Origin of the sequence: Chitinophaga niabensis (genome assembly GCF_900129465.1) — a bacterium.
GTDB classification, from domain to species: Bacteria; Bacteroidota; Bacteroidia; order Chitinophagales; family Chitinophagaceae; genus Chitinophaga; species Chitinophaga niabensis.
Genome location: NZ_FSRA01000002.1, coordinates 1,962,617 through 1,985,722 on the forward strand (window position 1 = coordinate 1,962,617; position 23,106 = coordinate 1,985,722).

13 protein-coding genes are annotated in these 23,106 nt (G+C 46.1%); 2 read left to right on the plus strand and 11 right to left on the minus strand.

The window, feature by feature from the left end:
- Positions 1-27 precede the first annotated feature (27 nt).
- The 6 genes from BUR42_RS25315 to BUR42_RS25340 are packed head-to-tail and all read right to left on the minus strand — an operon-like array spanning position 28 to position 13,178.
- Complete coding sequence (locus BUR42_RS25315; protein WP_143197572.1) at positions 28-3,348, minus strand: hypothetical protein; 3,321 nt, start codon at positions 3,346-3,348, stop codon at positions 28-30.
- A gap of 36 nt (positions 3,349-3,384) precedes the next feature.
- Positions 3,385-5,853: a glycerophosphoryl diester phosphodiesterase gene (locus BUR42_RS25320; protein ID WP_200798360.1), complete on the minus strand. Its 2,469-nt coding sequence runs from the start codon at positions 5,851-5,853 to the stop codon at positions 3,385-3,387.
- Complete coding sequence (locus BUR42_RS25325) at positions 5,850-7,535, minus strand: sodium:solute symporter family protein (RefSeq protein ID WP_074242348.1); 1,686 nt, start codon at positions 7,533-7,535, stop codon at positions 5,850-5,852. The genes BUR42_RS25320 and BUR42_RS25325 overlap by 4 nt, the downstream gene beginning before the upstream one ends.
- Complete coding sequence (locus tag BUR42_RS25330) at positions 7,532-8,422, minus strand: DUF5017 domain-containing protein (protein WP_074242349.1); 891 nt, start codon at positions 8,420-8,422, stop codon at positions 7,532-7,534. Before BUR42_RS25330 ends, BUR42_RS25325 begins: the two co-directional genes overlap by 4 nt.
- Before the next feature lie 4 nt (positions 8,423-8,426).
- Positions 8,427-10,004 (minus strand): RagB/SusD family nutrient uptake outer membrane protein, encoded by a 1,578-nt coding sequence (locus tag BUR42_RS25335; protein WP_074243208.1) that lies wholly within the window; start codon positions 10,002-10,004, stop codon positions 8,427-8,429.
- Between the two features lie 18 nt (positions 10,005-10,022).
- On the minus strand, positions 10,023-13,178 hold the full coding sequence (locus BUR42_RS25340; protein ID WP_200798361.1) for a SusC/RagA family TonB-linked outer membrane protein: 3,156 nt from the start codon (positions 13,176-13,178) through the stop codon (positions 10,023-10,025).
- 280 nt (positions 13,179-13,458) lie between these two features.
- Between BUR42_RS25340 and BUR42_RS25350 the strand changes: the two genes are divergently transcribed.
- Together BUR42_RS25350 and BUR42_RS25355 are read left to right on the plus strand one after the other, a co-directional pair.
- The gene (locus BUR42_RS25350) at positions 13,459-14,472 is read left to right on the plus strand and encodes a LacI family DNA-binding transcriptional regulator (protein WP_074242352.1); all 1,014 of its coding nucleotides are present in this window, start codon (positions 13,459-13,461) and stop codon (positions 14,470-14,472) included.
- A 42-nt stretch (positions 14,473-14,514) separates the two neighbouring features.
- Positions 14,515-15,510 (plus strand): hypothetical protein, encoded by a 996-nt coding sequence (locus BUR42_RS25355; protein ID WP_143197573.1) that lies wholly within the window; start codon positions 14,515-14,517, stop codon positions 15,508-15,510.
- A gap of 33 nt (positions 15,511-15,543) precedes the next feature.
- On the opposite strand, the gene BUR42_RS25360 is transcribed toward BUR42_RS25355, so the two are convergent.
- From BUR42_RS25360 to BUR42_RS25380, 5 genes are all read right to left on the minus strand, one after another.
- Entirely contained in the window at positions 15,544-16,353 is an 810-nt protein-coding gene (locus BUR42_RS25360) for a purine-nucleoside phosphorylase (RefSeq protein ID WP_074242354.1), read from the minus strand.
- 70 nt (positions 16,354-16,423) lie between these two features.
- Positions 16,424-17,503, minus strand: a complete 1,080-nt coding sequence (locus BUR42_RS25365; RefSeq protein ID WP_143197574.1) for a PKD domain-containing protein — start codon at positions 17,501-17,503, stop codon at positions 16,424-16,426.
- Positions 17,504-17,517: 14 nt separating this feature from the next.
- Positions 17,518-18,222, minus strand: a complete 705-nt coding sequence (locus tag BUR42_RS25370; protein WP_159442348.1) for a fasciclin domain-containing protein — start codon at positions 18,220-18,222, stop codon at positions 17,518-17,520.
- A gap of 38 nt (positions 18,223-18,260) precedes the next feature.
- A complete protein-coding gene (locus tag BUR42_RS25375; RefSeq protein WP_074242357.1) occupies positions 18,261-19,835 on the minus strand; it encodes a RagB/SusD family nutrient uptake outer membrane protein in 1,575 nt (524 codons plus the stop codon).
- Between the two features lie 10 nt (positions 19,836-19,845).
- Positions 19,846-23,013 carry a SusC/RagA family TonB-linked outer membrane protein gene (locus BUR42_RS25380; RefSeq protein ID WP_074243209.1) on the minus strand — a complete coding sequence of 1,056 codons (3,168 nt, stop codon included), beginning with the start codon at positions 23,011-23,013 and terminating at the stop codon, positions 19,846-19,848.
- Between the last annotated feature and the right edge of the window lie 93 nt (positions 23,014-23,106).

Genomic DNA, 23,106 nt, shown 5'->3' on the forward strand with positions numbered 1-23,106 from the left:
ATTCCCATCAACTGTTGCGGCTTCCGTTTATAAATTGAGCACGCCTTCCTTTACACTTCCATCCGGTGTTTTTACATGCACCTTTATTTCCACTTTCTCTTTTGGCGTAAGTGGGTGATGGCTCCATTCGTAAGGCGTGGTGTTCTTAATTTCTTCCAGGTTGTTGATCAATACGGTTACTACAGTGCCGGCTGCAGGAATATTTTCCAGGAAGCCATATACTGAGTCCCATCCAAAGGGAGACCTGATCCTGAAAGCATAGAATTTTCCCAGCGGTACTCCCAGATCATATACCTGCATACCCTCTTTTAGCGGCATTGCTTTTTGTGCAGCCTGTTTAGCTGCCAGCGGGAAGGAAAGCGCTGTAAAACCGGTCGCATGCAGTTTTACATGCAGTGCCCTTCCCTCCATTTTTGCTATGGCACGCGCAGCATCAGGCTGTGCGTAATAAGTGGCATTGGTATGATCTTTTACAGGAACTTCTTTGCTGAGGTCTATTTTGCAGGATAATTCCTGGTGCGCTTCATTCATTAGTAGGATCCAGAAGCGGTCGTCAGAAATACCGGTGATATAATTCACTTCTGGTCTATCTACCTGTACCAGGTCTTTCTTCATCCAGAGGCTGACTGTTTTATCGTCCAGGATACTACCTTTTCCACCGCCGAAGATCCTGTTGTTGAACCATACAAAACCATCCTGTTTGCCATAAGGGAAATGTACTTTTCCGTTGGAACGCTGCATAGCTTCCGTGATCAGGAAGTCCAGCGTGAAGGCCAGGTGTGGCGGAATATGATGGTAATAGATAGAACTTACATCGGGCCCTTTATAGGGGAAGTCCGGTTGCATGGGAATGTCTGTAAAACCCGTGGCGTAATAGCCGGGGTAGTTTGCAAATCTTCCTATTACAGCATTACGGGCGTAGGTCTCAAATATTTTTCGTTTGTCGAGATCGAACAAACGTAAGAGATGTGGTGCCCAGCTGCTCATGTATACATGGCGTACAAGCGTACCCGGGTTGAAGAAAGTATAAGGTTGTTCAAATCCAAGGCCAACAGGAGATACGAGGGCCTGCGGTACTTTTTTCTCCGGGGCATCGTTTGGCTGCCGGGGGAAACCAAGCCGGTATTTTTCTCCTCCTTTCCACCACATCGTGGTGTTCCCTTCATATTCATTTCCGGGATGGATGGTCTGTAACTGATCTTCCACGGCAGGATACGTGCGTACGCCGATCAGGGTCTGAAAGGCTGCCACAGCTGCTGCGTTTAAGAAGGTGGTATCCCGGGTAACATCGTAAAGGTCTGTAAGGTCCCACCAGTTAGCATAAAAGGAAGTGTTGTAAAAAGGCTGTTTGCTCAGCGGAACAGTTTTGGTGCCGTATACTTCATCCCGGAGGAAAGCGGCAGCTTTTTCTTTGGCAGATTGCAACCATTTATTGTCTTTGGTTAAACGATACGCCGCGAGGTCCTGTGAGAAATCGGGTACTATCACGGAATACCCTTTGGCAGGCCTGATCTTGTTATCCGGCAGCGCAATTTTTTTCAACCAGGGGTTAGCGTTGTTTAGTAACTGATCCAACCCTTCGTAGTAAGCGGTGGTGAACTGCGAGTTATAAGGGCTCAGCGTTGTTTTTTTGGTTGATCTGAAACCGCTGCGGGATAAAGTATATTCAATAGCAGGTAGTGCGCGTTTGATGTAGAGGTCTTCATCCCTGCCAAGTATAGCAGCAGAGATCACTGCCAGCGGAGAGGATTGTACTACAGTAGGGGCTCCTTTCGGTTCTGCTTCTATATCGTAGAATCCTTTCAGTGTGGCATCCCAACCGGCAGCATTGTCGTTTTTGATCAGGTCGATGATATTGAAAGCGGCATTAGTGAGGGAAGTATTAGCCTGGCCACGGTAATCCTTTACTCTAAAGATACTGTCGGAGATATATTCCAGTGCATCATTCCAATTGGCTGTTACGGCGCCGATGATGAAAGTGCGTTTCACTGTTTGAGCCGCTGCTATTTTTGAATCGTCCAATCCCAGCATAGGAGAGAGGGCAACAGGCTGCACTTCGTTCCGTTCGTTCTTAATACTGAAACCGATCTTCGAACGGTTGGATACGCCCCAGTCCAATGGATAATCAGCAGCGGCGCGGGTGATAAAGGTGGTAAGGATCCCCTGTTCACTTTTCATTTCCATCATGGCCAATGGTTGTGGCATGAGAGCCGAAGGCAGCATTACCGGCTGTTCCGGAATACGCTGGTATTGGAACATGGGCGGAAGCTGGATCTGTGTTACTTTATCTCTGGATACTCCCTGGAAAGCGGCAACAGCCAGGCTGTAATACGCAGTTTGTTTGGCTGTGTATTGCAGCGTGAGGGTAAGATGATGTGCCGCTAGTTGCCAGGTGCCCTGCATGGTTTGACCATCTTCTGCACGATAACTTACTTCCAGCGTATGATCATTGATCTTTTTTACGGAAGAGGGAATGAATGCGGTGAGCTTTCCCGCGAGGAAGGGATTCTTCAGGTTATCCGGTTCAAGGATAGTGTAGGATTTCCCTTTGCTGGTGAAGCTGCTGAAACCGATAGAACCATTCCAGGAGGGGAAGAAATTACCGAAGCCGATCTGCGGGGCCTCTGAACTGATCAGCAGGATCCTGTTCTCTTCATTGCCTGCGTCGATGCTATTCCATTTCCCATATTGTTTCAGATCTGTGCGGGATGCGATCCGTTCATTGTCTGCTTTGAAAAATTGCAAACGCATGTACTCATTGCTGATGGCAGCCAGTACAGGAGCATCGCTCCTGATCTTTGCGGGACTGATGGTAACGGGAAGGTTTGCGGGGGTAGCTTTCACGGCTACCTGTTCTGTTTTGAACTTTTGCAGGCGGGCTAATGGCTGTTCGTTTGGATTGAAAGATTCGGTTGTCAGCAGCACCGCATCACATCTGCCAAAGTTCCCTCTTGAATCCTGCAAACGGATCACATTTTCGCCGGTATCCATTTTGGCGGCGCCGGCTTTTTCCCAGTAATAACTATCCTTTCCGTGTTTACCTGATTCCTCCATGGCCTGTTCATTCACGGCTACGCGGAATAAACGGGTGCCGGGATTATTGGCAGGATAATCTATGGAGCGTACCCATACGGTATAATTACCTGCTGTTTTTACACGGATCACGGCAATTGCATCTGCTGCTTTTACCTTTCCGCCCAATACGCGCAGGATGTTGTTGTTGGAAATGTTCACACCGCCTATGGGCTTTTCAGCCATCCAACCTCCTTTGAAATTGAAATCCTCTGCTTCTATAAAATAGCTCTGCTGGGCATGGAGGGCTGTTCCGCTTATTAAGCAGGATGCCATAAAGAGCAAGGTGTGTTTGTAATAAGGTTTCATCTTTTACTCATGTTTTGTTTCCAGCACCTTTATTCCATAGGGTGGGATTTTTACAGGGGTGGTTGCGTCTTTTATCTGAATAGTTGTTTCCAGTTGCTCATCATCATTATTCAACAGGATGAAGAATAATTTCTTTTGCTGCCGGTTAATGGCGCAGTAGTAATCAAGATATGGACTGGTGGTTTTAAGCAAACCATCTTCCAGTAAAAGTTCCGCCGTTACGCCATTTACTTTTCCGGGCGCAAAGCCGTAGGATTGATGGGGGCCTACTTTGGGTGTGATAAAACCTCTCGGGAATTTTACCTGCCCGCCGGAACGCATTTCCGCTTCAGCCAGCAGGTAATCCGTGATCCATCCTATCTGCCACCAGGCATGATGCGGATAGGGGCCTGCGCCTTTATTCATTACATCCCAGTAATAGGAAGCTACGCTGGTTTCTTTATCCACAAAAGCATCTCTGCCTAATGCAGCAGCACGGGCCATTTGCAGGAAAAGGGAGTCGCGGGTGATGGCGAACATCCTTACAAACATGCCGGCATGACTGGCTAAGAGTATAGGGCCACGATGATTCGCAGAACCTAATGTGCCGCCATGTTCAAAACTTAAACCTGCCTGGCTGATCTCCCAATCCTGGCGTTTCACGCCATTCACTATTTTTTCCTGTGTGGTAGGAATGGGATGCGTGTAAATAGAAGTCGTGTATAAACGGGCGGTTTGAATAGCTGCCTGTAAGTATTGCTTTTCTTTTGTTACGTCGTAAAGTTCCAGCAAGGCCTGTGCGCTTTGGGCTGTGGCAAAATCGGGAACAAAACGGGTGTCGCCGCAAACGCCAAGAAAATGACCTTTTTCAACGGCATTCTTTATATACCAGTCAGCGCCTTTTTTTGCAGCATCGAGGTATTTTTTGTTGCGGAGTATTTTGTATGCTATGAGCAGGCCGTAGAAAGTAGGACGGAGGTCTTCCACTTCTTTGAACATCGGGGCCTGCGTAGCATGATCATATGCTACCTGCCATTGCCCGTTGCTGTTCATCCATCCTAATAACTTGTCTGCTGCGAGTTGTAAAGTGTGTTTTAATGCGGTGTCCTTAGGCTGGAATAACAATACATTCCCCGCGTCCATCAATATGTAGTAGGTAGTTCCGATGGGTTCTATATAAGGCCCCCATTCTTCTGTGAACCGTTTGCTTTTAGACAGGTAATATTGTCCGGCGGCGGCGCCGTAGAAGAATCCTGCATTGAGGTCCTGTTGCTGTAGCTTGAAATTCCTTGCATAGGGGAGGCGGTCTTTTTTCAATGCGGGATCATTGGTGATATTGGCCAGCATCCACATGGCGCCGTAATCGGAATTTTTCATGGCGTCTTTCTCAGAGCCGTATACGCCACCCAGGTAAGCTTGTGCGCCAATGGTGAGGCCTTTGTACCCTTCTGTTCTCCAAAGAGAGGTTTTGGCATCCACCAGGTATTTGTGCATGGACAGGATCCGGCTGGTGAGTGACTGGGATGTTTTTTTCAGTGCAAGGAAATCAGCAAAACGATACACATCGTTTACGGCATGTTTATAAACGGTGTACCAGTCAGCATATTGAATAGTATATCTGAAGGAGAAAGAAACGGTATCGCCTTTTTGCATCAGGGAACCTTTCTCTCCCAATACGGGATGATAGGCGGTAGGCGTGAGCAGGGCTTTCCTGTTCATTAAAGAAAGTCCTAACTGCCAGGTGGATTGTGTTTTGGTATCTTTCTCCCAGGGATCCCTTCCTGTACCGGGATCGGGGATCACGGCGAGGGTGACATTATTCTTTGCAGAGATGAAGGGGGAGAGTGTAGCCGCTGTTCTTTCCCTTACGATCACTGGTTTATCCGGGATGCCCTGCATATAAACATTCGCTTTGATGAAGTCATGTTCCAGTGCATTGCTTTGGAAGTACCCGGGAATGCCGGCCCAGGCCAGTTCTTTTTCCATGATAGTGGCTACGGTAGGCGTAGCCAGTGAAAAGTAACCGGTTTGTTTGGCCGTTAGGGTGATCTTTACCCGTATGTCTGATGGGTATTGGGGATCTATATACCATGCGGCTGTGATGTCTGCCTGCCGGGAATGATTATTGAAAACAATGCTGTTACCGGACCTTGCAGCATCTGAGGGATAGAAATGTACAGCCTGCCCTGCAGTGTTCATGGGTACAGGTTGTATCAATGCTTTCCAGAGGGGAATGATGTAATGGTATTGCTGTTCCGGGAAGCTGTTGTTGAATGTAGAATCCGGCAGCTTTTCCGTATACAGCAAAGTGTATTCACCACTCGGGGCTGGTAATGCTACCCAGGTGTTTTTATTTTTAACGGAGAGCTGGTTAATTTTCCAGCCCTCTGTATTTTTCGTCCATTGTAATTGCAGGGCATTACTTTTCAGGGACACCTGGGCCGAAGCGGAGGCTCCCATCAACATACCTGCAAAGAACAAACATCTCATCATAATTTCACTTTTCCCGCTGCCCTTAAAGGGATCAGGGAAGTTAAGAGTATAACAGTGGCAATACCGGCAACCAGCGATGCGCTTCCTGCAGAGAAGAAGCACAGGATATAGAGCAGTATTGCAATGAAACAAAGGGAGAAAGCAATCACTTTCAACCCGAACTTATTCTGCTTCCTTATTTCAAAAGCTTCTTCTGCACTTACTTCTACCGGCGCCGCTTTACGCTGCGCTTTCAAAGCTTTCAGATGAAGGTATTCTGCACTGGCGTTCTGACCTTTGTAGTAAGCATAGATCTCATACAGGGCCAGTATAAGGAATGGCAGGCCAACACCCAGCAGCATTTCATTCGCGCGGCTTAGTTTATAATCTGCAAGGAAAGGCAGCATTATTTTAAATACCAGGTTGGCAGCCAGGCTGATACCGGTTACATATAATGTTACCTTTCCGGTGAGGCGTTTGGAGAATAAAGCCCAAAGCGGCGGAGCCAGTAAAGGCCCGCCAGTAATGGCGCCAATGCTCAACGTAAATTCAACGATCCCTCCGATGTAGGGAACTATCAAAGCCACCACGATCATACCCAATCCAAAGAACCAGGAGGAGATCCGGGCTACGCTCATCAGCTTTTTATCAGAAGCTTTCGGGTTGATGGAACCCTTGTAGATATCATTCGTAAATACGGCAGATACCACATTCAAAGCGGTATTAGCAGATGCGGAAGTAGAGAAATACATTCCTGTTAAGATCAGCCCCATCAGCCCTGCGGGCAATACATGCTGGCAGATCATCAGGTAAGCATTCTCTGTATCCAGGCCCTGTAAACCGGGATTAATGGCTTTGTATACCATCGGGGGCAACATCCACAACACCGGGCTGATAATATAAAGACCGGCAAAAAGGTATGCCACTTTGGAAGCCGACTTTGGTGTATCCACACTGGTGTAACGTTGCACAAAGGTCCAGTTACCACCGATATAGAAGATGTGGTATAAAGCAAATGCGAGGATAAATCCCCAGGTGTATTCGCCATTCACTACATCAAAAAAGCCCTGAGGAGAGAATTTAATAAAATGTTCCACACCACCTGCTGCATCAAATGCTAAGGGAATGATAATGAGGATGGCGGCTGTGAGGATCACAAACTGCAGGATGTCCGTTACCATCACTGCCCATAATCCACCAACAGCAGTATAGGCAATCATGAATAATCCCAATACCACTGTACTGGGCATCAGTGGAAATCCAAGGGATGAACTGACGAGCCTTGCAACAGAGTATAATACTGATCCTTTGATCAGCAGTGATACGATCATGAAAATGTAGATGTAACTTTTTTGTACCGCTTCTCCCAAACGTTCCCGGATAAATTCAGCGGCAGTGAGGTTGCCGGTGGCTTTCCATTTAGGGGCCAGGTATAAACCTGTTACCAATCCGCCGATACACATGGTCCATTGAATGGTGATGGCTACCCAGCCATATTTATAAGCAATGGAACCCCAGGCTACAAAAGTGCCGGCGGAGAAGAAGCTCATGAATAAAGATAAACCCCCGATGAACCAGGGCACGGCTTCTCCTGCGGCAAAGAAAGATTTTAGATTGCGGCCGGTCCTCGAAAACGAGAAACCGACCAGCATGATAAAGATGGAAAATACTACAATAACAGATGTATCAATCACTGCATTCATGGCGTAATAGTTAATGTCACTTCTCTCGTTGTCCTTTGTTCGCCATTATAACGTACGGAGGATCCTTCAAATACAACTTTATAGGTGCCGGGTTGTGTAAATACATACCCATATTCTGGTAAAACCGTGCTGATGTTCTTCAGTGCTGTGCCTACATCCTGTTTAATATAGGTAGGATCAAATCCTTTGCTGATGGCCCAGTCTTCATTATCATCTGCAGTAGCGGTACTGCTTGGCATAAGCAATTGGGCAGCGGAGAGGCTCCATACAAAAGCGGTGTTTTTGAAATTCACCTGCTGCCAGCCTCCGGTGGACATTACAGCCATAGGTGTTACTGTTCCATCCGGCGCAATGTTATTGGCGCTGAAGGTACGGATCACCCATCTGTTCTGCCCTTGTGCTTTTTTGTAATCTGTATACCTGAATGCTACATAGATCAGCGAAGAGGGTTTTTGTGCATTAACATAAGGCTTCAGGCTGATAATGCCGGATGAAACGCTGTCTTTACCTGTAGAGAATGTTGCTTTGCTGCTAATGTCCGTCCAGGTGGCGGCTTTTACAGAAGGTGTATCTGCTTTGCCGTTGAAGTCGTTGGATACCAGCACTTGCAGGTTCTGATAGATGAGCCCAAACTGCACCAGGCTTTTAAATTCTATCTGCAGATCATTGTCTGCACTATCCCGTTTCCGGAATTCGTATTTATGTCCCTGTTCGCCGGAATAGAACATCAGGTTATCAGGGTTTCCGCTGATCCTGAATTTCACAGAATCCCCTGCTTTATAGGTAAGCGAGGATGTGGATACTTCAAAGTTGGGTGCACTTACTTTTTCTTTTGCACAGGCGGCGAAGACGCCAATTGAGATAAGGCTATATATGATCTTACGCATGTTGTTACCAGTTTGGATTTTGAGTGACCAGGTGATTAACGGTGATCTCTGTGTTGGGAATAGGGAATACTAAGTTCCTGGCAGTAATGTTCTTGGCTGCGTTAGCGCCGTATCTGAATCCTGAGGGTGCGTTGGTGGAGATATCCACCGCCAGTGATTGCATTTTTGAAAGATAAAGTCCCCAGCGGATCAGGTCGTGTTTGCGTAAACCTTCAAACGCTAATTCCCTGGCACGTTCGTCCTGCAGGTATGTAAGGAAATCTGCCTTATCTAAGCCGGCTGGCGCGTCCACTGTGGCATCAGGGGTGTTGATGGGTTTGCCATAACCTCTCCGGCGTACTTTGTTGACAGCATCGTAAGCTGCTGCCGTGGGGGCTCCACTCACCTGCGTTTCTGCTTCTGCTTTCATCAGCAACACATCTGAATAACGGATCACCGGGAAATTGGTAGAGTTGTAGTTCCTGTTCTTTGGTGTTACTGTTTCATATTCCCTGCGCCATTTACCAACGGTGCGGTCATAGATCTGTACAGCCGTGTAAGGCGTTTTAGTAGTAACACCTGTAGTAGTGTTCGTTACATATTTATAGGGAGCTATTGCCCAATCCCTTCTGAGGTCAGTAGCTGCATAGAGATTGAACATGCGGGCAGTTATCTTCAAAGGCCCGGTGGAATACCCTATTTTATCATCTGTACATTCTACACCATTTTCTATACCTACGGCTCCGGCCAGTTGTGTATTGCCCAACTGGTTCCCATACATGCCTATTTCCCAGATGCACTCCTGCAGGTCATATTTGTTTTCAGAGTGATTGATGAAGATGCGGCTGTAATCAGGATTGAGATTATGTTTGCCTGAATTGATCACTTTGTCTGCATAGATCAGGGCATCGTTATATCTGGCCACATCTTTCAAAGGTTCGCCCGCCATGGTGAGGTACACTCTTGCCAGTACAGCTTCTACCGCAGTTTTAGTTACTCTTTCATTGTAGTTGTAACTGCTGATATCGCTTACCAGGGTGTCTGCCCCTTTCATGTCATTCACGATGGAAGCATACACATCTGCTACAGAAGCACGGGGGAGATATTTTTCCAGCGGGTTATTGGTAGATTTCAGTTTTAAGGGAACACCTCCAAAGTTATCTACGAGTACGAAGTAGAAATAAGCCCGGAGGAACAATGCTTCTCCTTTAATGGCTTTCCTTCTTGTTTCATCCATCTTTGGCTTGTCTACATTCTCCAGTAAGATGTTGGCCCTGTCAATACCCTGGTAGGCTACTTCCCAGAGTTTACCCACATCCAGCTGACCTGCATCAAAGTCCATTACTTTGAGGTTGGTGATGGTAATGTTCTTATAGAAGAATTCATCGCTGATGGAAAGGAAGCTAAACAGACCGCGGGAATACATTCGCCCGAAATTGTCTACCAACCTGTTGTATACACCATTCAGGGCCCTGTCCAGGTCTGCTTCTGTGTTATAATAATTATCCGGTGTTACAAAGTCTTCCGGTTTTGTTTCGAGGAACTTGTTACAGGCACTCAGCATGGAACCGGCCAGTACAAATAATATGAGGATGCGTTTCATAATAAACAGCATTTAAAATTAAAAAGTGAGATCAAGACCGAACGTAATGGTTCTGGTGTTTGGATAAGCGGACCAGTCGAAACCCGGTGTTAAAGCACTGGGCCTTACAGATACTTCCGGATCGGGACCGGAATAGTTCGTCCAGGTAAGCAGGTTCTGCGCGGATGCATACAACCGGAGGGCTTTAATATGTGCCCTTGATACCAGTTTAGATGGCATGTTATAACCCAACGCTACTGTTTTTAAACGCAGGTAAGAACCATCTTCAATCGTACGGGAAGAATATACCAACGGACCCTGTCCGCCTATTTTATACAGCTCGTTCGTTTGGTTCTCCGGTGTCCAGCGTTTTTCTACGGATTTGAACATGTTCAAATAAGACCTTACCACATCGCCACCTTCAAACTCAATGCGGTTCGCATTTAAGATATCGTTGCCATAACTCCACTGGAAGAATACGTTCAGATCGAAGGCGCCATAGGTGAAGTTGTTGGAGAAACCGCCTGTATGGATCGGGTTAGGATTACCAATGATGGTGAGGTCACTGTTATCTACCTGTCCGTCCTGGTTGATATCCTTGAACTTGATGTAGCCGGGTTGAACAGTTGTTCTGGGCTGTCCGTTATTAGGTACCCTGTCTTTCAATACATAGGTGCCATTCGCCTGCTGGTTAAAATCACTGTACTGGTACACACCATCAAACAGGAAGCCATAGAACAGTGCAATAGGGTGTCCCGGAATAGCGATGTAAGGGTACGCGTTGTTGAAGTTACCCCAGGTGATCCTGCTGGCTAAGCTGGGTTCACCTTCATTCAGCTGCAATACTTTATTGCGGTTGAATGAGATGTTGAAGTTGGTGGACCAGCTGAATTTCTTGTTTTGAACATTGATGGTGTTGAGGGTGAATTCAACCCCTTCATTAGATACCCTGCCCACATTGCGGTAACCATTGGCATAACCTGTAGTGGGAGCGAGGGTGGCTAAGAGTAAGAGATCGCGGGTGTTCTTTTTATAATAATCAGTAGAGAGGGTGATGCGGTTGTTTAAGAAACCGAGGTCCAATCCAATATCCGTTTGTTCAGTGGTTTCCCATTTCAGGTCTTTATTACCCAGGTTATTGGGGATAATGCCCTGTACCGGGGAATCCCCGAATGAATAGCCAGAATAGGGATAAAGTTGCTGGGAAGATAAATAGGCAAAGTCAGTTACCCTGTTATTACCGGTTAAACCATAACCGATACGTAGTTTGGCATCAGAGAGCACTGCAATGTTCTTCATGAATGATTCGTCTATGATCCGCCATGCAAAAGCACCGGAGGGGAAATAGGCCCACCTGTTCTCAGCTGAGAATTTGGAGGAACCATCCGCACGGAAACTTACAGTGAACAGGTAACGGGATTTATAATCATAATTAATACGGCCAAGGAAAGACATCAGCGCATTAGAGGATTTCTCTGTTGGTGATGTACTCATAATTCCTTCATCCAGTCCGCTCATACCCAGTGATTCATTAGGTACCATGTTGGAAGTGAAACCGTAATTATAATAGTTCACCTTTTGCATGGTGATACCGCCGAGGATATTCAGGTTATGTTGTTTGTTGAACCTGCGTGAGTAAGTAAGTGTGTTCTCATTCAGCAGGTTGGTCATTTCTTCATTTCTAACAGAACCGTTCACACCGAGCGTGCTGCTCTTTGGATTACCGAGGCGGGTATTAGAGTTATTGAACACTTCTCTCCTGATGGCGCTTTTGATCAACCCACCGGAGATCTTTAACAGGAAGTATTTTGCCGGTTTGATCTCAATATCCGCATTGGAAGAAAAGGTATTATTGAAAACGGGATTGTATTCGTTCTTCGTAGATATGATGGGGTTGATGCGGTATTCTGCGAGAGGATCCACATTCGGATCAAAAGGCAGGTCCAGCAAATTTTCATCATTGGTAGAATCCCCGGTAACAGGCCTGTATCCCCATACACTGTACATCAAACTGGTAGTAGGGCCGGAAGGAGAACCGGTGGTGCTGGTGGAATTAGAGATGGTACCATTTGTTTTAGTGGAGGAATAGTTCACATTTAACCTGGCCCTCACTTTGTCTGATACGATCTGGTCCAATGATATCCTTCCCTGGTAACGTTTAAAGGCGCTGTTGATAATGATACCGTCCTGCCCGAGGACGTTTCCGGAAAAGGAATATTTCGTTTTATCCGTACCACCTCTTACAGACAGGCTGTGGTTTTGCATAAAAGCATCACGAAAAACCTGGTCCTGCCAGTCTATGCCTTTTATGTTCTTGTAGTCTTCCAGTTTCCTGCCATTAGAGAGGTAAACAGGTGTATAAAGACCGGGATTCTGCTCAATGGAATATTTCACAAATTCATACGGGCTCAGCATTTCCTGTTTTTTCAGGTTTTGCGATACGCCCATCCAGGTTTGGTATTTCACAACAGGTGCGCCGATCTTTCCTTTTTTGGTGGTGATCAGGATAACGCCGTTTGCGCCTCTTGCACCATAGATGGCAGTTGCGGATGCATCTTTCAGCACCTGCATGGATTCAATCTCTTCCGGGTTGATCACATTGTTTACGGGATTCTCTATCGGAAAACCATCTATTACAAAGAGGGGAGAGTTACTCTGCGTTACAGAATTATTCCCGCGGATCACTATCTGCAGTGGAGATCCGGGTTGTCCGTCGAAAGAAGAAACCTGTACACCAGCAACGCGACCAGCAAGGGCTTGTTCAAATGAAGGCACCGGTGCTTTTTCCAGGTCGCTCATTTTTACATCTCCCACAGAACCGGTGAGGTCTTTTCTTTTTACGGTACCATAACCGATCACCACCACATCGTTAAGCCCTTTGATGGAAGTTTCCATTTTGGTGTTGTAAACGGATGCAGCGGCAGAGATCTTTACTTCTTTGGTTGTAAAACCTACATAAGAAAATACAAGGATGGCGCCGGTGGAATTCTCCACCCTGATGTTATAAACGCCTTCCGCATTGGTGAGCGCTTTGGCGGTAGCACCTTTTACCAAAACGGTTACACCTTCCAGGGGCAGCCCTTCGGTGTCAGTTATTTTACCTGTGATCAGTTTTGTTGCTGCGGGCGTTTGGGCCGTGGCGCCCATTGCCAATAGTAAAAAGCAAAGCAACAGTTTCAAACGTGTAATATTCATACAACCAACGTGTTTAAAGATTTTGATAAATCAAGTAGTAAAGGGACAGAGAGGGATGGGGGAGAAACGACGAATGAGCATGGTTGGGTACAAAAATAGACGGAATAGGCAAAGGAAAGCCAATTGTGAGCAACAGCTTTTTCATACGTGCGAATTTGTTGTTTCCAAAGATTATAAAAACAGGTATCCAAGGCGCATGAAAACAACTATTTCTTGATTGGGAACATTCCCATTTTGTGGGAATGTTCCCAAGATGAAGATTATTTCGTTCCTTTACCACATGAAAAGACATCAGGTAACCATCATAGATATTGCGCGGGAACTGAACCTTTCAAAATCTACTGTTTCCAGGGCGCTCACGGGGCATCCCAGTGTGAATGCTGCAACACGGCAGGCGGTGTTGGAGTTTGCGGAGAAAATGGATTACCAGCGGAATATGCTGGCCATTAGTCTTATCACCAAAAAAACGAACACCATCGGCATTATTGTGCCGGAGTTCCATAGTTCTTATTTTCCCAAAGCTATCATTGGTGCGCAGGAAGTAGCAAGCAAAGCAGGATACAATACGGTGATCTGTCAATCCAACGAAACATACGAAACGGAAGTGGCGAATACGAAAGTGATGCTGGCCAACCAGGTGGACGGCATCCTGGTGTCCATCACCAAGGAAACGAGGAACTTCGATCACCTGAAGATCTTTCAGCGCAAGGGCATCCCCATTGTATTCTTTAACAGGGTATGTGATGAAATGGATGTGCCGAAGGTGATCGTGGATGATTATGATGGCGCTTTCCGTGCAGTGAGTCACCTGATAGAAAGAGGGCGTAAACGTATTGCTCACCTGGCGGGGCCCTCTTCCCTGAAGATCAGTGAAAAAAGACTGAACGGGTATACGGCGGCGTTACGCAAGAACAATATCGAATTTGATGAAGAGCTGGTGATCTCGTACGACCTGAATGTAGATAAAGTAAAGATCTATGTGAATCACCTGCTGAATATGGATAATCCGCCTGACGCCATTTTTGCGGTGAATGATCCTACGGCCATTGAAGCTATCCAGGTGATCAGGAAGAGAGGGCTGAATGTGCCCAAGGATATTGCGGTAGTGGGTTTCAGTAATGATTTTGCATCCGGACTGATAGAACCTGCCTTAACCACTGTTTCCCAACCTGTGAAAGAGATCGGGCAAACAGCGGCGCAGTTATTAATTGATCAGATCAACCGGGATGTAGCGGATTGGAAAACCATTATCCGGGTATTGAAAACAGAGTTGATCGTAAGGCGGTCCAGTTAAACTTGTTATATTTATTGTATAATCCTTTAAAAATTAACCCATATGCAATTATCTCTATACCGAAGGCTTGTTGGCCTGGTTCTCCTGTTGTTTATTTCTTTGAGTGATGCCCTGGGGCAGACTACTTTTCAGGGGATGGTGCAGATCTTCGGGAATGAAGAGGGAGCCGCTCTTGTAACTTCCAAACAATGGACCCCTATTACCAAAACGCTCTATACTTATATTCGGGATTTGTTTCCCGCGCCAGTTGTATCAGGTACCGTAAGAGAGTATTTTATCGTGATCCGGAAGGCGGATGATGTATATAATTGCGCTATTGCCGGGCCTCATTTCCGTTTTTGGTTTGAGCAACTTGGAAAAGCCGGACATGAGTTTACGCCCAGTTTAGATTGGGGAAGTGTAAATGCAGGAACTGTCCAATGGATAAAGATCCCCAATAATATTGATCAGGTTTATGCAGTAGCCAGCCGTGATGGAACGGGCACGCCTAATTATCAGGATTATTATTTTCGATTGGATGCAAGGATGCCGGATGGTTGCCAGGAGCGTGCAATGAAAGTATATTCAATTTTTGTGGCGGCTATTGATAAAGTAGGAGGCGCTTCAGCACCTATTTCGTTAAATAATGATCCGGTTGCGGCAGAAATACCCAGATTTGTGACTGGAGGAGTTGGAGGAACTATTGTTACTTATCAGGGAAATGTGGGAGTAGGTACTAATACACCACAATCAAAATTGGCTATAAACGGCACTATCACTGCAACGAAAGTAAGAGTGACCCAAACGGGTTGGTCTGATTTCGTCTTTAAAGAGAATTACCCATTACGTTCTTTAGCAGAAGTTGAATCCTTCATCAAAACAAACCAGCATCTCCCGGATATTCCTTCTGAAAAGGAAGTAACAGCCAACGGTAATGATCTGGGAGAAATGGATAAGAAGTTGTTACAGAAAATAGAGGAGTTAACGCTTTATCTCATTGATCTCAAAAAAGAGAACGAGGCCATGAAATTGAGGCTTGAAAAGCTGGAGAAGAAATAAGGCAAAAGCCGGAAGTATTGCTTCCGGCTTTTTTTACAAACCAGCGATCACTTCAGCAAAGATTCCACTCAGCACTTTGTCTGCTTTACCGGCTACGGCCAATATCTCGGCAAGGGATACCGGTACTAAGTTATCCGGGTCACATTCATCCGTTACAACGGACACGCATGCGCAGGGTAAACCTACCTGGTTGGCCACGATCACTTCGGGCACGGTGCTCATGCCTACTACATCTCCTCCTATCATTCTCAGGAAACGATATTCTGCACGGGTTTCCAGGTTAGGGCCGGTTACGGCTACGTATACACCTTTATGCATTGTATGACCTGCGGCGGCTTGTAGTTTTTCTCCGAGTTCCAGATCGTATGGCCTGCTCATATCAGGAAAGCGGGGGCCGAAATCCGGGGAGTTTAAACCACGCAGCGGATTTTCCGGTTGCAGGTTGATGTGATCGTTCAGCAGCACTAGATCTCCTTTTTTGAAAGCGGGATTCATACCTCCTGCGGCATTGCTGAGGAGTAGTTTTTCCACGCCGAGGGCTTTCATGATGCGGATGGGGAAAGTGATCTGCTGCATGTTGTAACCTTCGTAATAATGGAAGCGGCCCTGCATGGCAATTACAGCGGTTTTACCAATGTACCCGAAGATCAGGTGGCCTTTATGTGATTCAACGGTAGATTCCGGGAAATGGGGGATCTGGCCGTATGGGATGCTTTTATGGACCTCTATTTTGGAAATGAGTTCTCCCAGGCCGGTGCCTAAAACGATGCCAGCCTTTGCTGCGCCAAAACCCTGTTGCCGGAGGTAGGCGGTGGTTTCTGAAAGTTGTTGCTGTAATGTCATGCTGCAAATTAGCATAAAAACAAACGGCGCCAAAGATGGCGCCGTTCGGTAAATGTTTATAAGGTGTCCGTTATTTCAGGATGGTACCGTCGTTATTGATGTATACGCTATTCACGAATAAGGTGGAACCTGTTTCGTTGTTATTGGCTTTTGCGGGGAAAGCGATCCTGAATTCTTTTACAACAGGATCAGGGAAGTCAGGGTATTTACCTTTAACAAAATTAAGCCAATCTTTAAAACCATTGCTCGAGAACCACAGTACGCCATCTATATAAGCATGTACTACATTGGCGGCGTCTATAGAGATGCTGATGTTCTTTTCACCGCCATTAGCGATAGCCAGTTCTGCTTTCCTTCCTTTTACAGGAGTGATCAACGGTTGTGGGTCCGGAAGCATCGCACCTGCTGCACTGAACTTTGAAGAGCTGGCATTATTAGGGGTAAAGGTTTCGTACCTGATCTGGTAGTTATCCGTGGTAGCCGGATTTACAGTTGGCCAGATCTCCCACCTGATCTCCCGCATATAAGGAATGGTGGGATTGGCGCTGGGTTGCACAAAGTACACGCTGATGGTAATTGCCTGGCCGGCCCTGAAGAATGTTTTCCATCCGAATTTTGTATTGATGGAGAAAGGGATCTTTAGTTGGGCAAGGTCCAGCGTACGGCGGATGTTCGGGCCACTGGTAGCATTGGCTGTAAGTTCTACCCTGGCTTTGTTGATATCGTTGTCTGTAATATTTACCTGGGTGGTATTACTTTGCGACCATCCGTTACCGTTAAAAGTGAATGCGCTCTGGAACTCATCAAAAAAGTAACGGGTCACTTTCATGGTAGTACTACGGGAGGCAGATGCTTTACCATCTTTGGCAGTAGCCGTTACCGTGTATTCACCTACTTTAGAGGGGGCTATCCACAGGTTTTCATAAAGGTCCTGTGTTCTCCATCCATCAAAAGTACCTCCGGTGGCGGACCATGAATAACTCAGATTTTTAAGGTCACCCCGGGTACCTGCCCATACGGGAACTTTTTCCCCAAAGTAAAATTCTTCTCCTGCTTTGCTTAATGTTTCAATCTCTACCTTGTCCTTTTTACAGGAGAGGGCGAAGAGGGAAAGTGAAAACATAAGAACTGCACCATATATCTTTCTCATAACAATAGCATTAGTTATTTATTATTCTCAATTATTTGTCTTGTAGGCTGACGGAGCCACCTGTTCATGATATGAATGACACCATTCGTTGCCAGTAAGTTTGGCGTACGTGGTCTCAGCTCAGTCCATCCGGAGGGCGCGCCTATATAGTTATTGAGGAATAGATATCCTTCACGTGTTGCCTGCAGATAAATATGCACTTTGGCAGAATCGTTTGTTGAACTGATGGCAAAGGTATTTACCCAATGTGGGGTAGAGTTCAGGTTGGCATATTCATGGCGGCCTTTCATAACATGGTAGCGTAAAAGATCAGCTACCAGCTGTACAGGGTACTGCGTAAAATCAGTACCTCTTACCTGTTTGCCGAAGTCGGGATTGGAAGGGTCCGTTATGGTTACCGGGTTCAGTACAAAGAAGCTGTTGCCATCTTCCAGGTTGGAAAGCGCAGTGTTGGTGAGCAGCAGGAAAGTGTTTCCTGTACTGGTATACATTTGCTTTACATCTTTGAAGTTTGCATCCTTATCCACATAATCAATGGCACTGAGCATGCTGGAAAACAATTCTGGTTTCGACTTCATGAAGTCGTACACGTTCGAATTCACTTTGGTATCGTAAATGGACGCGTTGTAATCATATCCGTCCTGCAGTTTGTCGCAGGAAGCGAACGTGAGGCAGCCCAGCACTGCCAATGGTAATATATATTGCTTAATACTTTTCATAATGATCATTTAATGTTCGTTCACAATGGCTGTTTATCTTATTCATCATATGGAGGATTCTGATCTCCTCTTAATTTAGAATTAGCATTAAATGCATCGGAGTTGATAGGATATAAGATCCTGCCCATACCATTCGGAACAGATGCGGTATTATCAAAAGGAGTAGCGCCAACCCGTGCAGAGAGGATGGGATTCATTGTTTCCCGCAGATAGGCGTACCCGTTGTTGCTAAAGTCATACATCTTATCAATACGGCAGAGGTCGAACCACCTTTTACCTTCACCCAGGAACTCATATTGCCTTTCTTTCAGTATCGCGCGTTCTATACCTTTCATCACATCTCCTGTAAAGTCTGCCAGCTGCGCCTGAACAGGATAACCGCAACGGCTCCTTATCTGGTTCAGGATGTTCAGTGCTTCCTGGTAGCGGCCTTTATGGGTGAGGGCTTCTGCTTTCAGCAATTGCACATCTGCGAAACGGTAAACAGGGATCTTTGCTTTACACATGGCGTTGGACTCAAATACAAAAGGCCCGGCCTGACCGCTGGCCCAGGGGTAGTATTTACCGAACTCTGCAACAGCCAGGCTGTAAACAGTAGCGCTAAAGAACTTGATCGTGTCAAAACATGTCCAGAAACGGCCATCGATAGGAATGCCATTTACATCCGTTCTGTCCCTTAATTCCTGGAAGATCTTTGGGGTGATCATGTATTGGTTGGTGTTGGAACCAGACCCCAATTTCTGGCAGATACCAACTCCTCCACCTCTTTCCGTATCATCCCAATAAATATTGAAAATGGTTTCAGTAGAAGTTTCAGGGTTTAAGAAGATATTTTTCCATTGCAGCGGCGTAGTTACCCAGGTACATTTACTTTCCAGGATAGCTTTTTCAGCAGCGATCAGGGCGTTGTCATAATCCTGGAACCACATGTAAACATCTGTTTGTAATGCATATACAGCTGCTTTCTGCATGTAATACCTGGAAGGTCCGCTGGTATTGCTGCCGATGGTTTCCAGTGCTTTGGCAATATCATCGAGGATCTGTTTTTTAACTGCATCGATATCTGATCTTGCGAACTCAGTTTCCTGTGTCAGTGATTCAATCGGCTCCGTGATGATGGGTACACGGCCCCATACACGTAAACCATAGAAGTACATAAGCGCGCGTAATCCATAACATTGCCCCAGGTTATCCTTATAGCGGACAACCCCCTGATCCAGGTTCTTATCGATCATGCCGGGGAAATATTTGATACCGTAATTGCAGAGGGAAATGGTAGTGTATAAAGCAGTCCACCTCGTTACACCATTGATATCCGCATCGTTGGCTGATAATATATTATTCAGCAGTTTGGTCTGCGCATTTCCTGTACCGGCGGTTTTAACGTTATCTGAACGAACTTCACCCCAGTCGAACCAGTTGGTGTTTAAAGTGGATTGCAGTTGATTATAGATACCTGCCATCCAGGCTTTTGCATCATTCTGATCTCTCCAGAAAGTTTCCGGTGTGATGGACGATACTGGCTGCTCTTCCAGGTATTTATTACACTTCAGATTTGTGAGGGCCATCACCAAACCCACAAACAGCAGCACTGATATTTTAACTCTTTTCATGATCGTTTAATTAAAATGTAACATTAACACCCATACCTAATTCACGTTTGCGTGGGAACTTTCCGGGATCTTCTCCTGGTTTAAGAACGCTACGCTGACTTACCTCAGGATCGAAACCTGTATAATCCGTCCAGGTCAGCAGGCCGTTTCCGTATACGAATACATTCGCATATTGCAGGCGTGCTCTTTTGATAATATGTTTAGGCAGTTCATAACCCAGTCTTACAGTTTGTAAGCGCACAAAAGAACCATCTTCCAGGAACTGGCTGTTTCCTCTGCGGAAGTTATCAGCAGTTTTGTCTCCACCTAAATAAGAATCTGTGATCTGACCGGGATATTTCCACATGTTGCGGATAAAGTGAGGTTCCGGTGTGGTATTACTGTTAGAGAAGGATGCAAGGTTCCTCCGGTTCTCATTATAAATGCTGCCACCAAAGTTTCCATATATATTCATGGAGAGGGAAATGCCTTTATATCTGAATGTATTGCTCCAACCTAAGCTCCACCTGGGTTGACCATAACCGATGATCTTCCTGTCTTCATTTCCGATGTTCCCGTTCAGTTCACCTTTACTATCAGGTTGGTTCGCCCAGATCACATCGCCGCCTTTGGAAACAAAACCATTGGTGGTCAATTGTTTTACATCGCCTGTATAAGCCTTGCCATCAGGAGTTTGATATCCTGTGAGGATAGGCTTCATGTTTTTCTGAATGATCACGTTACCATGCGCATCTTTCTGGAATTGAGGGGTCAGGCGGGTCCTGTAATCGGGTGTGTAAGCATTTGATTCATCATACTGATAGATACCGAGGTATTCATATCCGTAGAAGTTACCAGCTTCCATACCTTGTCCTACATACCAGATCCCATCTACATAGTCACCACCTGGAAGGCTGGTGATCTTGTTCCTGATCTTTGTATAGTTGATGGAGGTCATCCAGCTGAAGTTCTTTGTGCTGATGGGGTATGCAGTTAAGGATAATTCTATACCCTTGTTTTCGATAGTACCGGCGTTGGTCCTGGCTTTACCGGGATAACCAACTTCCAGCGGCAATGGTGCGTCATAGAGCAGGTCAGAAGTTTTTTTCACAAAATAGTCTGCTACGAAAACGAGGCGGCCATTGAAAAAGGTGAGGTCAATACCGATATCTGATTGTGCGGTTTCTTCCCATTTCAGGAGGCTGTTACCTAACCTGTCGTTTGTACGAACACCGCTGGTATCATGATAAAAGTACTGGCCGAATACAAATTGCTGTACCGCGTCAAAATCCCCGATCGCCTGGTTACCTGTGATCCCCCAGCTGGCGCGGATCTTACCATCTGTTAAAGCACCACCTTTAAAGTGGCTCATGAAATTCTCATCACTGAACCTCCATCCCACAGAAACAGAAGGGAAATTACCCCATCTCATATCACTACCGAACCTGGAAGAACCGTCTCTTCTCATGGTAGCGGCGAACAGGTATTTGCCTTTGTAATCATAGGAAAGCCTTCCATAGAAACCCACTAAAGAGTTTAATGTACCGGTTGAATAGATATCTGTTAAAGTAAACTCGCCGGCTGCATTCAGGGTTTCTACAGCCTCTGTTACGAAAAGGCGGCCTGCAAGGTTTACTTCTTCCTGGTTATTCTTTTCAACGTTAGTACCTACCATGGCTGCAAGGTTATGCACCTTGTTGAAGTTCTTCTGGTAGCTAAGGTAAAGGTTACCCTGTGTTCTAACGGGCAGGGCTGTATTATCACTCCCTGTGCTGGCCTGGGGATTACCGGTATCCAGCAGTTTGGAGTTAAAGGTAGTCCTGCGGGTGAGTTCCACATCTGCAGATACGTCTGCGTGCAGTCTCAGTGGTGTGGCTAATTGGAAATCAAACCCCTGATACAGTACGCCTTTGTAGATCTTGGACAGGTCTTTGCGCAGGTACGCTTCTGCTATCGGGTTCCGGCGTCCACCGTTGTTATAGATGAAACTACCGTCCGGTAAGTATAATGCCATGCCGGGAGGGCGTTGCAGGGCTTGCCTGATCACGTTCCCTTCATTGATATTATTCTTGTCCATAAAGCTGAAGTTCAGGCGGGTGGACATGTTGAACCACTTGCTTGGCTTATAGTCTATATTATTACGGAGTGTGAGGCGTTTAGCATAACTTCTCAGCACAATTCCCTGGTCATCCAGGTATTGAAGGCTACTGAAGAAGTTGAGGTTTTTGTTACCACCACTGATACCGAGGTCTATCTGGTTCCTTACTGCGGTTTGTGTGATGAGCTTCTGGTAATCGTTATCCGCATTCCTGGCAAAGGAAGTGGAATCGTCTGGTTTAGGGTCCAGGCCAATATTACCTCTGCGGTCGAACATTTGCCTTTCCAGGCGGTTAGCCTGCGGCACCCTGTTAGAGAGTTTGCTGTAACTTCTCAGGTAGTTCAGGTCTATTTTGGGTTTACCATCATCACCGCGTTTAGTGGTGATAATAATAACACCGTTGGCAGAACGGGAACCATAGATGGCTGCAGACGCGGCATCTTTCAGGATCTCAATAGACTGAATGTCGTTTGGATTGATCGCATTGATGTTATCCATGGTTACACCATCCACAATATAAAGTGGCCTTACACCACCATCAGAGAGCGTGGAGAGACCACGAACAGTGATGTCCTGATCTTCCCCCGGCGCACCGGAATTACTCATTACACGTACACCAGGTGCAGCACCCTGTATCGCATCGAAAATAGATACGGGTTGTTTTTCTTCAATTGCTTTGGCGGAGATGGAACTGATAGCACCGGTTACATCTCTTTTCTTTTGCGTACCATATCCTACCACCACTACATCGTTGAGGGTGGATACGTTTTCCAGCAGTGTTACATCAATGGTTGTACGCGGACCAACGGTTTCTTCCTTTGTGGTAAAACCGGTAAAGGAGAAAACGAGTACATCTGTTTTTTCCGCTTGAATGGAAAAACGCCCCAGGTCGCTGGTGGCTACTCCTTTTTTGGTGCCTTTGACCATTACGGTCACTCCGGGAAGGGAATTTCCTGTTGCATCTTTTACCGTTCCTTCCACTTTTACAGCTTGTGCAAACGTTACCATACTACACAATAAAAAAAGAAAGAAGAGGCAGAAGGGTAAAAGCCATTTCCTGGCGTGGGAAATGCAGGCTGATACGCTTGTTTGTTGTTTCATAATGGGAATCATTTAAAAATTTAATATGCACCCGGAACCCTGGGTGGGCACATACAGAGAATTGACGATCGCGTTTGATTGATTTCCGTATAT

What these genes read in the sequence shown, in the direction of transcription:
- BUR42_RS25380 (WP_074243209.1), bottom strand. Translation starts at nt 23,013, where the DNA reads ATGAAACAACAAACAAGCGTATCAGCCTGCATTTCCCACGCCAGGAAA.
- BUR42_RS25320 (WP_200798360.1), bottom strand. Translation starts at nt 5,853, where the DNA reads ATGATGAGATGTTTGTTCTTTGCAGGTATGTTGATGGGAGCCTCCGCT.
- BUR42_RS25370 (WP_159442348.1), bottom strand. Translation starts at nt 18,222, where the DNA reads ATGAAAAGTATTAAGCAATATATATTACCATTGGCAGTGCTGGGCTGC.
- BUR42_RS25350 (WP_074242352.1), top strand. Translation starts at nt 13,459, where the DNA reads ATGAAAAGACATCAGGTAACCATCATAGATATTGCGCGGGAACTGAAC.
- BUR42_RS25355 (WP_143197573.1), top strand. Translation starts at nt 14,515, where the DNA reads ATGCAATTATCTCTATACCGAAGGCTTGTTGGCCTGGTTCTCCTGTTG.
- BUR42_RS25335 (WP_074243208.1), bottom strand. Translation starts at nt 10,004, where the DNA reads ATGAAACGCATCCTCATATTATTTGTACTGGCCGGTTCCATGCTGAGT.
- BUR42_RS25360 (WP_074242354.1), bottom strand. Translation starts at nt 16,353, where the DNA reads ATGACATTACAGCAACAACTTTCAGAAACCACCGCCTACCTCCGGCAA.
- BUR42_RS25330 (WP_074242349.1), bottom strand. Translation starts at nt 8,422, where the DNA reads ATGCGTAAGATCATATATAGCCTTATCTCAATTGGCGTCTTCGCCGCC.
- BUR42_RS25365 (WP_143197574.1), bottom strand. Translation starts at nt 17,503, where the DNA reads ATGAGAAAGATATATGGTGCAGTTCTTATGTTTTCACTTTCCCTCTTC.
- BUR42_RS25375 (WP_074242357.1), bottom strand. Translation starts at nt 19,835, where the DNA reads ATGAAAAGAGTTAAAATATCAGTGCTGCTGTTTGTGGGTTTGGTGATG.
- BUR42_RS25325 (WP_074242348.1), bottom strand. Translation starts at nt 7,535, where the DNA reads ATGAATGCAGTGATTGATACATCTGTTATTGTAGTATTTTCCATCTTT.
- BUR42_RS25340 (WP_200798361.1), bottom strand. Translation starts at nt 13,178, where the DNA reads ATGAATATTACACGTTTGAAACTGTTGCTTTGCTTTTTACTATTGGCA.
- BUR42_RS25315 (WP_143197572.1), bottom strand. Translation starts at nt 3,348, where the DNA reads ATGGCATCCTGCTTAATAAGCGGAACAGCCCTCCATGCCCAGCAGAGC.